The sequence below is a fragment of the Gorillibacterium terrae genome, from assembly GCF_051594785.1.
Taxonomy (GTDB): domain Bacteria; phylum Bacillota; class Bacilli; order Paenibacillales; family NBRC-103111; genus Gorillibacterium.
Genome location: NZ_JBPPGI010000005.1, coordinates 58,528 through 73,861, shown reverse-complemented (window position 1 = coordinate 73,861; position 15,334 = coordinate 58,528). Strand labels below are relative to the sequence as shown.

Annotated in this window: 13 protein-coding genes; 4 read left to right on the top strand and 9 right to left on the bottom strand. The window is 57.9% G+C overall.

The genetic code is table 11. The features are described 5' to 3' along the window. Positions 1–213: 213 nt before the first annotated feature. Entirely contained in the window at positions 214–846 is a 633-nt protein-coding gene (mobA, locus tag ACSEXS_RS17265; protein WP_438434492.1) for a molybdenum cofactor guanylyltransferase, read from the bottom strand. 304 nt (positions 847–1,150) lie between these two features. Here mobA and ACSEXS_RS17260 point away from each other — a divergent pair, with 304 nt between their 5' ends. Continuing rightward, positions 1,151–1,876 (top strand): Crp/Fnr family transcriptional regulator, encoded by a 726-nt coding sequence (locus ACSEXS_RS17260; protein ID WP_438434491.1) that lies wholly within the window; start codon positions 1,151–1,153, stop codon positions 1,874–1,876. Between the two features lie 102 nt (positions 1,877–1,978). Here ACSEXS_RS17260 and ACSEXS_RS17255 read toward each other — a convergent pair whose 3' ends face one another. The 3 genes from ACSEXS_RS17255 to ACSEXS_RS17245 all read right to left on the bottom strand — a co-directional run bounded on the left by ACSEXS_RS17255 (position 1,979) and on the right by ACSEXS_RS17245 (position 7,174). Then, positions 1,979–2,800 (bottom strand): formate/nitrite transporter family protein, encoded by an 822-nt coding sequence (locus ACSEXS_RS17255; protein ID WP_438434490.1) that lies wholly within the window; start codon positions 2,798–2,800, stop codon positions 1,979–1,981. A gap of 42 nt (positions 2,801–2,842) precedes the next feature. Further along, a complete protein-coding gene (nirB, locus tag ACSEXS_RS17250; RefSeq protein ID WP_438434489.1) occupies positions 2,843–5,590 on the bottom strand; it encodes a nitrite reductase large subunit NirB in 2,748 nt (915 codons plus the stop codon). Between the two features lie 243 nt (positions 5,591–5,833). Further along, positions 5,834–7,174, bottom strand: coding sequence for a protoglobin domain-containing protein (locus ACSEXS_RS17245; RefSeq protein WP_438434488.1), 1,341 nt, complete (start codon positions 7,172–7,174; stop codon positions 5,834–5,836). Between the two features lie 321 nt (positions 7,175–7,495). Here ACSEXS_RS17245 and ACSEXS_RS17240 point away from each other — a divergent pair, with 321 nt between their 5' ends. Continuing rightward, positions 7,496–8,521, top strand: coding sequence for a polysaccharide deacetylase family protein (locus ACSEXS_RS17240; RefSeq protein ID WP_438434487.1), 1,026 nt, complete (start codon positions 7,496–7,498; stop codon positions 8,519–8,521). Positions 8,522–8,614: 93 nt separating this feature from the next. Here ACSEXS_RS17240 and ACSEXS_RS17235 read toward each other — a convergent pair whose 3' ends face one another. From ACSEXS_RS17235 to ACSEXS_RS17220, 4 genes are read right to left on the bottom strand one after another with little or no spacing between them, the layout of a single operon-like run. Next, positions 8,615–9,394, bottom strand: coding sequence for a hypothetical protein (locus ACSEXS_RS17235; protein ID WP_438434486.1), 780 nt, complete (start codon positions 9,392–9,394; stop codon positions 8,615–8,617). Next, positions 9,391–10,002, bottom strand: coding sequence for a PilN domain-containing protein (locus tag ACSEXS_RS17230; protein WP_438434485.1), 612 nt, complete (start codon positions 10,000–10,002; stop codon positions 9,391–9,393). Before ACSEXS_RS17230 ends, ACSEXS_RS17235 begins: the two co-directional genes overlap by 4 nt. Beyond that, positions 9,999–11,183, bottom strand: a complete 1,185-nt coding sequence (gene pilM, locus ACSEXS_RS17225) for a type IV pilus biogenesis protein PilM (protein ID WP_438434484.1) — start codon at positions 11,181–11,183, stop codon at positions 9,999–10,001. The genes ACSEXS_RS17230 and pilM overlap by 4 nt, the downstream gene beginning before the upstream one ends. 23 nt (positions 11,184–11,206) lie before the next feature. After that, positions 11,207–13,558 carry a hypothetical protein gene (locus tag ACSEXS_RS17220; protein ID WP_438434483.1) on the bottom strand — a complete coding sequence of 784 codons (2,352 nt, stop codon included), beginning with the start codon at positions 13,556–13,558 and terminating at the stop codon, positions 11,207–11,209. A 76-nt stretch (positions 13,559–13,634) separates the two neighbouring features. Between ACSEXS_RS17220 and ACSEXS_RS17215 the strand changes: the two genes are divergently transcribed. Then, positions 13,635–14,087 (top strand): type II secretion system protein, encoded by a 453-nt coding sequence (locus ACSEXS_RS17215; protein ID WP_438434482.1) that lies wholly within the window; start codon positions 13,635–13,637, stop codon positions 14,085–14,087. An 11-nt stretch (positions 14,088–14,098) separates the two neighbouring features. Continuing rightward, positions 14,099–14,587, top strand: a complete 489-nt coding sequence (locus ACSEXS_RS17210; RefSeq protein ID WP_438434481.1) for a hypothetical protein — start codon at positions 14,099–14,101, stop codon at positions 14,585–14,587. Positions 14,588–14,590: 3 nt separating this feature from the next. On the opposite strand, the gene ACSEXS_RS17205 is transcribed toward ACSEXS_RS17210, so the two are convergent. Continuing rightward, on the bottom strand, positions 14,591–15,325 hold the full coding sequence (locus ACSEXS_RS17205) for a prepilin peptidase (RefSeq protein WP_438434480.1): 735 nt from the start codon (positions 15,323–15,325) through the stop codon (positions 14,591–14,593). Between the last annotated feature and the right edge of the window lie 9 nt (positions 15,326–15,334).

The window sequence follows — 15,334 nt, the reverse complement described above, 5'->3', positions numbered from 1 at the left end:
CCATTCCGCTTTCCGTTCCGCAATTACCCCACTGCTCTCTGCGGATTCGGGTTAGTCCATAGCAGCCGCTGGTTTGCCCGCTCAGGAGAAAGAGCCCGGTCTCCACCCTTTTAGGCGGCTATGAGAAATGTCACCCTCCCCAACCGCAACAAAAAAGCTTCCCTCTCCCGGGAAGCTTCGGCGGTTGCGATTCGGTTGTGATCCGGTCCCTCGTCAGACGCAGCGGGCCGCTTCGGTCTGATCCTGATGCAAATAATTAAGCTGCATGGCGTGATGGTACGCCTCGGTGGTGTTGATGCGGGTCACGAAATGCGGCTCCACGTCGTTGCTTCTAAAAAACAGCTCATCCACCCGCTTGACCTGAAGCTGCGGTTCCAGATCCGCCAGCTCGTGCCGGCCGTGCTCCAAGGCGGCGGATACGGAGGCCAAGCAGCGTTTATGATAAATGCCGTGCAGCGGATGGCTCTCGCCGCCGTAGTGCGGTATAACCGCGTCGGTCTCCGGTTCCATCAGGCTGTCCATGAGTCCCGCCGCCCGCGCCGACAGAAAGGGCATGTCGCTTCCGACGATCCACAGGTGATTCGAGGTGCTGAGGGACAACGCGGCGTGCATGCCGCCCAGCTGACCCTTCCCCGGAAAGTAATCGGTGATGATCCGCACGCTGTTGCCGAGAATCGGCAGGTACAGCTTCGGTTCATTGGTGACGATGATGACTTCTCGGCAAATGTTCTTCAGCATCCGCACTTGGCGCTGAATCAAAATCTCGCCGCAAAACGGAAGCAGCGCTTTGCCATGAGAGCCGGTTTGGCGGCTGGTATCGCCGGCCAAGATTACACCCGTAAGCATCTGTAAATCCTCCTTCCATCCGGGCTTCAACCATGCTGCGGTCAGTTTCATTATCGAGCATCGAAACCCATTAGGCTGTAAATTAAATCACAATAAAATCCCGCTGTAGAATTGATGAAAAAGCTTTCATAGCAATGACTTTCCTCACACAGTATTCCCTATATTTTAGGATATACTATGGAATAATGGCCGTTCCTTCAATCCGCTTTGATCGTCATTATTCCTTGTCTTTTATTTCTCGATGACCCGCTCCTTCCGCGGTCCGGCAGGAGACGACGCCGTTTCATCTTGGGGGGAAAAATCCGTGAACGATACGCAAACGAACCTCGATCAGGTTCTCCCGGGTAACACCTCGGTCTTTTCCGAAGAGAACTTCTCGATTCTCCGGGAGATCATGTACGAGCAAAAATTCCCCATCGGCTCCCATCTCTACTGGGAAGGCGACTTGGCCGACAAGCTGTTCTACCTGAAATCCGGGCGCGTGAAGATTACCAAATCCACGGACGAGGGCAAGGAACTCATCCTCTACATGCACCAGTCCGGCGACATGCTCGGCCAAATCGATCCCTTCCACAATTCCCGTCAGGCGTTCAGCGCGACCGCCTTGGAGGAATGCACGGTCGGGCTCCTGCAGCAGAGCGATCTGGAGATTCTCATCTGGCAGCACGGCGAGCTGGCGATCGACTTCATGAAATGGATGGGCCTCACCCATCGGGTCACCCAAGCCAAATTCCGCGACATGGTCATGTACGGCAAGCCGGGAGCGCTCTGCTCAACCCTGCTCCGCCTCGCTCATACCTACGGGCGCAAGACCGAGAACGGCGGGCTGATGATCACCAAGAAACTGACGCACTCGGAACTGTCCGATATGATCGGAGCCACCCGCGAGAGCGTCAACCGAATGCTCAATGATCTGCGCAAGAAGGATGCGGTCGACTACGACAACGGGTATATCGTCGTCAAGAACGAGGAATTCCTTCAGACCATCTGTCATTGTGAATCTTGTCCCAATGCCGTCTGTCGTGTGTGATCGGCACCGGTTCCCACACTTTTAAACAAAAGCCTTCCCCCTCCGCCAACCGGCGGACGTGGAAGGCTTTTTTCAATGCGCCCACCGGACGGGCGAACCGGATTATTTTCCGGAAAGGGTCTTGCCCGAGGCGGCAGCCGTCCGCTCGCGGTAGCGGTGGATCGGCGAGATGAGCCAATACGCGGTACCGACGAACAGGAATCCGCCGACGATATTGCCCAAGGTGACGTAGGACAAATTGTGAAACATGCCGGCGAGCGTAATATCGGCCGGATGGTTCAACAGCAGCGCGAGCGACAGGGTCGTCATGTTGGCGATGCTGTGCTCGAAGCCGGACGAGATGAAGGCGAAGAGGCACCAGAAGATCAGGATCAGCTTGGCCGATTCGCTCTTGGCCTTGTGCGAGGTCCAGATGGCGAGGCAGACCAGCCAGTTACAGAGGACGCCGCGGAAGAACAGCTCGGAGCCGGGCAGCGTCATTTTTTTATGGGCAAGCACCATCAGCTGATGATCCGGGGCGATTCCCTTGAACAACCCCGACCCATAGACCAGCGCCGCAAAAATGAACGCTCCGATGAAATTGCCAAGCCAGCACCACACCCAATTCTTCACCGTGTCCCAAACCGACGTCGCGCCGGAATAGGTGCTAATGGCAAACGCCATGTTGTTGCCGGTGAAGAGCTCCGCCCCGGCAAAGACGACCAACGTCAGCGCGACGCCGAAGGACAAGCCCATGATGAGGGCCGTGAACGGCGAGTGCACCGCATAGAGCGGGGCCGCCACGGAAAACATCAGGATGACGGCTACTCCAACGTAGGCTCCGGCCAGTCCCGAGGAAATCAGATAGCGCAGCGGGTGGCTGTCGAGAAATTTCTTCTTCTTGAGGGCGTACTCGATGATGTGTTCGTTGTCTTCGGTATACATCTCTTCATCTCCATCTTCTTGGCGGACATGCCGCTCTATTCGTCAGGCAGGCTGACCGGCCGCCTCCAGCAGCAGCCAGACCTGGCCTTCCTCCACGTTCACCGGATAGGTGCGAACGCGCCCCCCCGGAATCGACGTTTCGCCCGTGGTCAGGTTGATCTTCGTATCGTACAGCGGATCGTACAGAGAGTCGCCCGATACGATTCCCTCGGCCAGCGGTCCGCCGTTCGTCGCATTGCGGTCCTCCACGGCGCGGAAGCTGCCGTCGGCGAGCCGGAAGACGGCCACCGCTTGGCCTTCGGCCTCGATGGAGCGCCCGATCCGGGGCAGGAATTCTTCCACCGCTCCGATACGGACCGGCACTGCCGACTTCTCCGCCTGGCCCGGGAGGTACATGGCCTCCTTAAGTTGGGAGCTTGCCGTCACCTTGGACCACGGCTCGGCCGTGCGGGACAGGGCCAGCTCGATCCGGTCGGACAGCCGCTTGCGGTTCTCCGCGTCTTCAACCACATTCTTCTGCACCCAGTCGAGCCCCATCCGTTCGATCCAATCGGAGGTGCGCTCCAGGTATTTCGCCGTCTCGCGGTAGAGCTGGATGAAGGCGCCGGTCATCTCGACGAGCTCCTCGTCCGTCTTCACCTTGCAGAGCAGATCGGCAAGCCGCGCTTTGATACCACCGTTGCCGCCGACATAGAGCTCCCAGCCGCCGTCGTTGCCGACGATGCCGACGTCCTTGGTGCAGGACTCGGCGCAGTTGCGCGGGCAGCCGTTGACCGCCATCTTCAGCTTGGCCGGCATATCCAGCCGCTCGAATTTCTTCTCCAGGGCGACGCCCATGCCGATCGAGTCCTGGGTACCGAACCGGCAAAAGCGGTTGCCGACGCAGGTCTTCACCGTGCGCAGCGCCTTCGCGTAAGCATAGCCGGAAGGCATGTCGAGCTCTTCCCATACCGCCGGGAGGTCTTCCTTCTTCACACCGATCAGGTCGATCCGCTGACCGCCGGTCATCTTCACCATCTTCACCTGGTACTTGACCGCCACGTCGGCGATCCGCTTCAGGTCTTCGGCCGTGGTCACGCCGCCGTACATCCGGGGGACCACCGTGTAGGTGCCGTCCTTCTGAATGTTGGCGTGGTAGCGTTCGTTGACGAACCGGGAAGCCCGCTCTTCCTCGTGCTCCACCGGATGCAGCATGCCGAGGTAGTAGTTGAGGGCCGGGCGGCACTTGGAGCAGCCTTCCGGCTCCCGCCAGCCCAGCACGTTCATCACTTCGCGGCTGGTGGTGAGTCCCTTCTCCTCGATCGCGGCCACGATCTCGTCGCGGCTGAGGTCGGTGCAGCCGCAGATGCCGGTCTTGACGGCGCTCTGGTCGTACTCGTCGCCGAGCACGTAGGCAAGAATCTGCTCGACGACCGGGCGGCAGCCGCCGCAGGAGCTGGAGGCTCCGGTCACCTGCTTGACCTCATCGGCCGTCTTCAGGCCGTGCTCGCGGATCGCGCCGACGATCATGCCCTTGGTCACGCCTTTGCAGCCGCAGACGATCTCGTCGTCGGCCATCTCGGCCACGCCGCTGTCTGCCTGCACTGCCTGGCCGACCAGCTGGCCGTAGATGTCGTCGGTCATCTCGGCGCCGGTGCGAATCCACTTCTGCAGCTTGATCGAGTCGCTGACATCGCCGAACAGCACCGCGCCGACGATTTGGTTGCCGCGCAGCAGCACCTTCTTGTAGGTGCGCTTCCAGTCGTCCTGCTGCTTGATCGCCGTAAGTCCCGGGCCATCCATAAACTCTCCGGCCGAGAACACGTCGACGCCGGAAATCTTCAGCTTCGTCGACACCGTGGACCCGGTGTACGGCTCGGTCTCGATGCCGGCCAGGTGCTTCGCCAGCACGGCGCCCTGTTCAAACAGCGGCGCGACGAGGCCGTAGCAGACGCCGCGGTGCTCGTTGCATTCGCCGACGGCGTAGACGTCCGGCGCCGAAGTGCGCAGCAGGTCGTCGACGACGATGCCCCGGTTCACGGCGATTCCGCTCGCCTTGGCCAGCGCCGTGTTCGGCTTGATGCCGACCGCCATGACGACGAAGTCGGCGGCAAGCTCCGTGCCGTCCGAGAAGCGCAAGCCTTCGACGCGGCCGTCGCCGACGATCTCCGTCGTCTGCTTGCCGCAGGCGAAGTTGAGGCCCTGCTCCGTGAGCTCCGCCTGCAGCATGCCGGCGGCGACGGAATCGAGCTGCCGTTCCATCAGGTCCTGAACCAGATGGACGACGGTCACGTCCATGCCGAGCTTGGACAAGCCCTTCGCGGCCTCCAGGCCGAGCAGGCCACCGCCGATGACCGCCGCCTTCTTGTGCGTCGCCGCGGCGGCCAGCATCTTCTCGCAGTCGGCGATGTCGCGGAAGCCGACGACGCCTTCCTTGTCCGCTCCCGGAATCGGCAGCATGAACGGAAGGGAACCGGTCGCGAACACAAGCTTGTCGTAGCCGAGCGTGAGTCCGCTGTCGGTGCGGACGGTGCGGGCCGCCGGATCGACGGCTTCCACCCGGGTGCCGGTGTGAAGCGCGATGCCATTTTCCCGATACCATTCATACGGGTTCGTTACGATCTCTTCAATGGATTTGCTGCCTTCCAGCACATAGGAAAGCTGAATCCGGTTATAGTTCGGATAAGGCTCTTGGCCGATGATGGTGATGTCGTATACCGTCGGAGCCAGCTTGAGCAACTGTTCCATCATGCCGACGCCGGCCATGCCGTTACCGATCATGAGCAGCTTCGGCTTGGTGTTGTCCTTCATGCGGTCTCCTCGCTTTCGTTCTACCCTTGTTAGATAAATCACGTTTCTAAGTATAGGGGGAGACACAAGAAGCAGAAGTGAAATATATCACATAATTACAAAAATCACACCCGGTCCGAACCCAATCCGTGCTGAAATCGCTTAAAAAGAGAGGCCTGATCGTCAGGCCCCTCCATGATCTTCCTCACATTTTACAGGAGCAAGCCGGACAACGGTGCGGAAAGCCGCTTCCCGGCCTCCGGCTCACAGGTCCTGCGTCGTGGCGTTCAGCGTCTCGGCCGTCGTCGCCACGCGGTAGGAGGCTTGGCCGATCTCCTCGATGATGCCGACAAGCGTGTTCATGTCCTTCTTGACGCTGGCAGCGGAGACGAGGCTGGAGTCCATCGAGCGGACGATATCGGCAAACGCCTGCTCCGTGCGAAGGGCTTCGGCTTCCCCGGCGGACACGAGCTCGCGGGTATCCTCGATCGCCTGCACCACGCTTGCGGTGAACGTCGAAGCTTGACCCACCAGCTCGGCGATCTGCCGAACCGCCTGCCGCGTGTCGTCGGACAGCTTCTGCACCTCGCCGGCCACCACGGCAAAGCCGCGGCCGTGCTCGCCGGCCCGGGCCGCCTCAATGGAGGCGTTCAGCGACAGCAGCTTGGTCTGTTCGGCAATGTCCCGGACGATCAGGACGATGTTGTGAATCTGGGCGGAGGACCGGTTGAGCTGCTGAACCGTCTCTTCCATATGGTCCGCGCTCTTGCGAATGGAGGCGATGCGCGCACCGAGCGCCTGTAAATCCTCTTGGCCGGTTGCCGCCAGCCCGCGGCTGTCCTGGGATTGGTCGACGCTCGCCGACAGGGAGCGGTTGACCTCGCTGCTGGTGGAGACGAGCTCTTCGACGGAGGCGCTGGTTTGTTCCGTGAGAGCGGCGAGCTCGGAGCTGATGAGGGCGAGATTGCGCTTCAATTCTTCCTTGACCTTCTCGTATTGCGATTCGCGTTCCTGGATATGCTCCTTCTCATAGGCATCCAGCACGACCTGCTGCTCGAAATTGAACATCTTGGCGATCGTCGCCATCGCCACATCCCGATCCGCCGAGGTCCTCAGTTCCTGTGCCAGATGCTCGAGGAATGACGCTTGCAGCTTTTCGAACGCAGCCATGTACCATTTCGGTTCCAATCCGATCTTGTTGTGCATGACCGCAATGCGAATCCGCTTCTCCATGAACGTAGGGTCGATCCGGCCGTCCAGGATCTCCATGAGATGCCGCCTCATCGTGCCCTTCAGCCGTTCGACGGAGCTGTGGAGGTAGATGATCGCCTTCAGCTTCGACACCTTGACGAGCGAATCGTAATAGTCGTCGACCACCGCTTGCAGGTGGGGCTCCATCAGCGGCTTGATGGTTCTCAGCACCGCCATGTCCTGCTCCGTCAGCTTGATCATCTCGAGCCGTTCCTTCACGTCTCCGTCGAGTCCGGGATCGATGCTTCCCTCGGCGCGCCCGCCGCCGTCGAAAAGGGAGGTTGCCGTTCCGGTCCGTCCGGGCGACAATTTGCGCAGAAGCTCTTGTGCCATCTGCTTGATCGGTTTGCCCATTTGCTCATTCCTCCATCGTGAACCGATATTCCCCTATCCAAGTTACGCGTTCCCATCGCGTTCCGCGTTAGCGCCGGGCCGTACCCTTTCGAAGGTTCAAATACGAAATATTCTCCGTTCCTTGATGGATTCCTGCCTGAATGTGTCAATTAATCGACAAATTTCGAGTATTTTCTTCTTCGTTTTTTTCTCCGGCCGCTTCCTGCCCCCGAAACTTTTGACTTGGCTTTGGCGTCTATAAGGAAGCGGCCGATCAGGAAGGGTTTACCACCTAGCGAATCGGCCCGCCCACTGCAACCGCCTTGCGGGAAGGAGTTCCTCATGAGTCCATTCACCAAAAAAGCCGTCGCCGGTCTGTGCGCCCTGCTGCTGCTCTTCGCCGGCGCCTTTCTCCTCAAATCGGCTGCCGCCTCCCGGGACGCCGAGCCCGGTCCGGCTGCCCCGACCTCCGCGCCCCGGCCGGTCCAAGCTGCGTCTCCGCGGGAACAGGAAGCCCAAGTCGTTGTGTCCATGCCGCAGATGACGGCAGCGCCCGCAGCGTCCGCCGTATTCGCCTCCGGGACGGGCAAGCCGGGCCCCGTCAAAAGCGCAACCCCCATCCATTACACGAACAAGGTCGCCGTGCTCATGTACCACGATTTCAAGGAAGACCCGAAGGCCAAATCCGTTTCGGCCAAGGTGTTCGCCGAGCAGCTCGGCACCTTGAAGGCGAACGGCTTTCAGTTCATCTCGATGGAGCAGTTCAAGGCGTTCAAGCTGAACCGCGGCCAGGTTCCGGCCAACGCCGTGCTCGTCACCTTCGACGACGGCTACGAGGACTTCTATACCGTGGCTTATCCGTATCTGCTGAAGAATAAGATTCCCGCCACCAACTTCATCATCGTCCGGTCCACGGACACGGGAAACCCCGGCGGCAATCCGCATCTGACCTGGGACCAAATGCGGGAAATGGCGAAGAACGGCATGAGCTTCTACAGCCATACGTATAACCAGCATTTCTATATTCCCGGTTCCGGGCCGGCGCTCACGAGCCGCTATCCCGCCGAGAAAGGCAAGCCGGCCGAAACGGCCGAACACTATCGCAAGCGGATCAAGGACGACCTGGCTCTCGCGGATAAGCGAATTCACGATGAGCTGGCTACTCCGACCGACGTATTCTGCTATCCGTACGGAGCGAACAACCACGACCTCCGTGCTACCTCCATCGCCCTCGGGCACAAGCTGGATGTCACGATCTCGCCGGGACTGAATGGTTCGGATGGCCGGACGGTCTACCGGATCAACGCCGGCTACAAAAGCATCAGCGGCAAGACCCTGATGCAGACGATCGTCAAGTATGCGAAGTGATGCTATCGTCAGCATAACGAGAACAGGCTGTCCCCGGTCAGGTCGATTGACCGTCGGGGGCAGCCTGTTCTGGCTTATGGGTTGGGCAAGGGGTTACCGCATAGCGGTCGTTCTCCCCGGCTTCCAATCCTTGAAGGCTTGCTGATAGGAATCCGGCAGCGTAAATACGCCCAGGGTGAGATTCAGCGAATAAGCCGGCAGCCCCTCCCGCCAATGGGGAAGCTTGACTAGCAGGGAAGAGAGATCGCCCTCCCCCTCTTGGACCTCCAGCTTCGCTAAGGCGAACTGGCTTACGGAGTACAGGGTGGCGGAATCGGCCAGGCTTTGCAGAAAGCCTTCCAAAGAGGCCAAATCGCCGTAAACCGTGGCTTGAAACCGGTGCGGCACTAGAGTTCCCGGGGCCGCTTGCGCCGCCGGGGAATCGGTTCCCGCGCCCGCGGTGCCACTGCCGGTATCGGCAGAACCGGCGGAAGCGGCAGAGTTGGCGGAACCCGCGGCTGTGCCGGTCGCTGCGGCTTGGGTCTGTCCCGCGTCCTGCGACAGCTTGACGAAGATCACCTCGGCCCGATCGGACAGCTGCATCAGCTCGCCCGTGATGGCCGAGAGCTGCAGCTTAAGCGGAAGCGCCGTCAGCAGGTGACCAATCTGTTGGTCGGTGGCCTGTTCGACCACCGGCTTAGCGGCCAATGCCTGCTGTTCGGCTTCCTTCGCCCGCACCTGCTCCGCCGTCGACCGGTGCTCCTTCCAGGCGGGCCAGACCACCAGCAGGCCGACCGCCAGGTTCACCAGCACGGCGAAGGCGATCACTGCCGTCAGGCTGCCGACGGCTTTCTTGTAAGCGGACCGGTAAAGCCCGCCCGTCGTCTCGTTCATGGTTCCTCCCCCTTGCGGATGTCGACTACCGACGGAAGTGGAATGTCGATGCTGAGCGTGTAATACTCCCGGTTGGTCAAATCCAGGGTCTGACCATCCTTGAAGAGGAGCCTCGCCTTGTCCCCCGAGCGGAACTGCTTGTGCTCGGTGACGGTCAGGCTCATCCGGTCGAAATACGGGACGGCTTCCAATTGCCGGATCGTGTCGTTTAGCTGCGCCTCGCCCAGCACGATCGCCGTCAGGCTCAGCACCCGGCCGTCGGTGACGGACAACTGGTCCATCTGCCCTTGATACGGCAATGCCGCAAACAGCGAATCCAGCACGGGAATCCAATCGGGGCGGGCGTCGGTCAACTGCTTCAACATCTCCTCGCCCTGCCGGTACAACTGGCTCTGGGGATCGAGGGTCGTTCGCCGCTGGAGCTCCTGCACGCGGGACGTGATCTGCTGCAGCGAAACTTCGTCGGAGCTGCGGTTGGCCTTCCACACATACGCCAGAGAGAGCTGGGCGATCAAGAAGGTGCCTGCGGCGATCAGCGCCAGCAGGATGAAGAAGTCTCGCCGTTTAACCAGGTAAGGGGCCTTCGGCAGCAGGTTGATCGGCTTCATGCGCGGTTCCCCCTTAACGCGAGGCCGACGGGCACCGCGAACGCCGAAAGGTCGACCGGCTTCCCGAACGGCCCGTTCGGGCCCGCTTCCGACTCATACCGGTAAATCCGCTGATTGGTGCGGGTAAACAGGTAATCCTCCAGAGCATCCATCCTCGCCAGACTTCCCGTCAGCACGATCGCCGGAAACTCCAGGTTGCGGTTATCCAGCGAATACCGATAGAAGTTCAAGAGCCTCTCCAACTCGGACAGCAGGTCCTGGCAAGCATGCTCGAAGGAGGGTTTCGCTTCCGCGTAAGCCGGATAGCCGAAGGTCTCGACCTCCTCTTCTCCTCCCGGACCCGCAGGAAAGCGGATCTCCATATTGCGCGTCAACCGGAACAGGCCGTGGTCGACGATGGTCAGGTCGGTATTGGAGGCGTTGACGTCGATCAGAATCCAGGAGTCCTCCTCTTGGAGCGGCAGGCACCACTCCTGCAGTCTCATCAACGAGAACGCCTTGATCTCGAAGCTCTCCGGCTGCAAGCGCAGACGGCCCAACAAGCGAACGTATCCCTCCAGCATATCGAGCGGCGCGGCGACCACCAATACCTCGCCCAACGCATCGGCGACGTTCTCGGCAGCGGCCGCCGACTCGCGGGCGCTTTTGCTTCCAAATAGATCGGACAGACGGATGTCCTTCTTCATCCAGGATACCGCGTCCGGCTGCTTGCCCGTTCCCGGTTCTTGGCGCGGCTTCGCAGGTCTTCTCCGGGCCGCCGCCTCTCTCTTCGGCCGCTCCCGCTCCAGCCGGGTGTACGCGTAATACGGCCGTTCGAACGGCAGGGTCAAGTGGTGCGCCAGCTCGTAGCGGACGAGCCTGTCCAACTGCTTGTCCGGCACATCCGGCAGCCGGATCGTCTTCACCAGCACCGTCTGGCTGGGGATCGCCAGATGCACCCGCCGGGTTCCCCAGCGTTTATCGTCGAGCAGCCAGCGGATGGTGTTTTCCAGCGCGGCTTCGTCTTCCACACGCCCGTCGTTCATCGTTCCCTTCGGCAACGGTGCGGAGGCGTGCTGGATCATCCGCATCTGCCCGCCGCCGGCCGCCTCGATCTCGCAGAGCTTGACTTCCTCCTCGGTGATCTCCATACCGAGGCTCGACTTGCCGGACTTGATTCGGCTCCAAAGCATCTGGATCATGGGGGTCTTCCTCCTGGGTGTCATCATGGGGTGCCGCTCGTTAGGCGGGAGGTCCATTTGGTGCTTGCTTTGGTGCTGGTGATCGTGACGGTGCGGGTGGTTGTCGTCGGCGTGGGCACATGGACGATTTTGATATATTTTCGGGCCTCGTTGCTGTTTGTGCCATACCAGTTGGCCATGGTGGTAGTGCCACCGGCATAAAATCCGCCTAACTTCGTTGGATTCGCAATGTTTAGGCTAATCGTCATATTGCGCTTTGCGGTTACCATGCCGGTTACGGTCAACCCCTTGATTTCCGTAAAACTCATATCCCCCGCAGTGATCAAATCACCGCTGATGGATACTTCCGAAGTGCCAATATGATTTTTAAAATAAAGGTCACCCCCACCGGCCACAAGAGAGCCACCGACCTTCATGCGGTCGACGTTCTGATTGAATGTAACACTGCTCTTAGAGAGCATGCTGCCGTCAATAGCGAGATTTACTATTGTGTTATTCATCAGAATGGAGCCATCGGTTACCATCGAACCCTTAACTACCATATTTACAATGCCATTTGTATAAATACTCGCTTTCGCTATAACGTCGCCCATAATGGTTGCATTCGTAATCGTATTGGTGAATTCTACTTTTCCCGTAGACAGGATCGAGCCACCCACTGACAGTTGACCATCAACTGCATTGCCGACTGAAAACCCCATTTTGGCATAAATATTACCGCCTACAACAAGTTTGGTAGTAGTCATAATAGTAAGGACGTTATCCACATAAATATTTCCGCCGGTCCACCAGTCCACGACTGTATTATTAAAAGTCGCATTGCCTCCTGTCAGCCATGACCCACCGATTCTTACATAATCCAGCTGATTAGATGCATTATATTTTTTGCTGCTAAAATCACCTGAAACGCGAAAGTAATTAATACGATTGGTAAATGAAACGGTACCTCCGGCTATAAACGGCTGCCTGTTGTTATCTCGGGGTCTCCCTAGAACATAACTGTTTACGTCGCCGTTCCATTCCGTGGTCCAAGCACCAACCGACAGTCGCTCAATGGTGGCAAATAAAATATCCCCACCGGCACTGATTGCCCCGTTTACATCAAGCCCATCCTCTACAGTTTTAGGAAAAGAGAGGTCTCCAGCCGCAATCAGATCCCCGGCAATCTTGATGGATACCTGGTCATCAAAAGTGATGGCCCCTTTCGAAGTAAGACTTCCTCCAATACTGATTGCGGGAATTTTTTTGGAGTAAGTTATTTTCCCCCCAGCTATAATCGAACCATCGACAATAAGAGAGTCCGCTTCTGCAAAATTAATATCGCCTTGCACCCATAAGTTACCCTTAATCCAGATGGTCTTGTATTGGCTTGTCCATTTCACATTTCCTTTAACTAACACCGAGCCATTAATGGTTAAATTGCCATTGCCACTAACGATGAAATCTCCACCAATCTGCAGACCGCCTTGAAATGTCGTCGCTGTGTTTTGAGGCAACGTCAGACTCCCCGCCACCTCCATGGAATTTCCGCTCGGGAGCACGCCGATAGAGGCATTTTGCGTGACGAGGTTTACATTCCCACCCCATTTTAGCCCACTCACCCGGTTATAGATGTTTACTGGATCGATGATCGTATTTGGCAAGTTTAATACCTGATCCGGCACGGCGAGCGGAGCGAGTGGAGTGAGCAAAGGCGCGTTCTGCCAGTTCCTCATCATGGCATTTTGATTGAGCGGATAGCTATCCCCGGTATACTTCTTTAAATAATCGTTAAACTCCTGAGCATAGTTCCCCGTGTAGTTATTGCAGATGTCCACCGTGCACCTGGAAGGAGAATCATAGCTGAGGGTCTCTGCCGGCGGCGTAAACACGTAGTTGTACCTCGGCTGATTGATCACGACCCCATGCTTATTGTAAAAAGTATCGCCACCCGGGATTGTCACCGTCTCCGTCGTTGTCGTCGTCACCTGCTCGAAGCCAAGCGCCATCACCCGTCCGCGCTTTTGCGGACCCTCGCCGCTCGTCGATGCGAACTCGACGCTCTTCAGGACTCCTGCCTGATCGACAGGGGCAACTGTCATGCTAGGAAAGAGTCCGAGGCTGTTCATATTTACCGCAAGCGCCCGGGCATCCGCATCCGTCAAGCTGCTGTTCCGGCTCCCTTCTACTCTGGCTGCTTCCTCAAAAATCCTCTTGTAGACCGAAGCACCGGACTCCGCCTCCGAGAAGGCTTCTTCCGAATGGCCGTCCGTTTGGGCTTGCAGGAGTCCATTGTTCAGACTCATGGCAAGAGGGGTGATCAGCAGAACGAGAAGCATGACAAATCCCAGCACCAGGAGCAGAGTATAGCCTTTCTGTGATTTGACGGATTTCATCAAAATCCCCCTATCCATGTTCACCCAATTCCACTATAGTAGTTCCATAAGACTATTTAAGAGGCAGGCTGACTCTATGACCAATCGAAAAGGCTTCACTTTGATCGAGGTCCTCGCTTCCGTCACCATTCTCGCGATCGTTGTCCTCGCAGCCGTCTTTGCTTTGCAGCAAACCTCTGTATTTTCCAAGGTGAATCATGCCAAGGAAACCAACATTCAAGTCGCCAGAACCGTCATGGAAGAGATCAAAGCCAATTTGAAAAAGACCGACCCGGTTCAAGTTCAGCTGTTTGGCCAAACCATCGCGCTCACGAGTCTGAAAGGAACGTCCGCCGTCTCGCTGCCCGTCTTTTACACAACCGATCAAACGGTCAAAATAGAGGTCAATGGAACCAAGCCCGCACAGTCCGTCACCGTTAAAGGAACCGAATATCCCATAGGAGATTACTTCCGCCTCATCCAGGTCACCTGCACGCAGGTCCAAACCGGAAAAATCTATACTCTGAAAGCCTATGTCGAATGCAAGTGAGGGAATATCGGATGAAAAATCGGGTGCAAAGCAAAAAAGGAATCACGCTGGTCGAGGCGTTGGCTACTCTTGTCATTGCGACTCTGATCGGCGGAACCATCCTCCTGATGATCAATCAGACCCATAGCGGAACCGCGCAGCTCACGGCTCGGGAGAGCGCTGCTAGGAGTTCGCGGACGATTCTGAACCATATGGTCAACTCGATCCGCAAGGAACCGGCCGGAGCCTCTCAAGATGTCCCTGCCGGCAAACCGCTCATTCTCACTTACGGAGCCGCAGCGGATGGCCACAGCCTAACCTATTCTTACGACGCGGCGACCAAACAGCTAAGCTACACGGAAGTAAACGCGGGCACGACCCGCAATCAAATGCTCTCGGACAAGGTGAACAGCATTTCCGTGACCATTCAAGGATCGAAGATCACAATCAATCTGTCGGTTCAGGTGAAGGGCAGTAAAGTTTACGATGCGACCACTGTCGCTTATCTCCCCGATTTATAAATCTCACATCAAGAGATTGAGATAGGCATCAACCAGGAAATCTCCCCACAGGAAAGCCATCCAGGCGCCCCCTGCGATAAAAGGCCCGAAAGGTACCGGTTCTCCGGTGCCTTTTTTGTTCAGGACTTGCAGAGGTAAAAGGACAAGCAATCCAAGGAAGCTCGCCAGGAATACGCTTAAGGCAGTGAGCTTGATGCCGAGAACGAGACCGAGGAACAAGTATAACTTGATGTCCCCTCCGCCCATTGCTTCTTTGCCAAGGACCTTCTCGAACAGCAGGCCGATCGCCAGAAGAAAGCCGCTTGCCCCAATCGCCGCAGCCGCATAATTCCAAAAGGGCAGCGGATGATGGAGGAGCCGCAACACGATAGCCGCAATAAGACCGCAAACGACCGCTTCATTGGGAATGGTCATCTCGGCGAGGTCCGTTTGCAGGATGACATAGAGAATGCCCAGCAGCAAAAGCCCTGCGGGCAGCTCACTCTGCCAGCCTAGCTGTAAGCAAGTTAAAGCAAATATGGCCGCGAAGCCGATGATCCCGAGCGGATAACGGAGAGGCAGGAGCTCGCGATGAGTCCCCTGCCGTCCGTTGGTGCGTTCAGTCTGCCGCAAACACCGGATGACATACCGGTGAAAAGCGGGCGGCGCCTCATCGAGGAGCCGATCCGAGATAAGCGTAAGCAGGCTGCCGAGAAGCAAACCCAGTAGAAACAAAAGGATGAAGAGGAAGAATTCCACGGCAGCCTG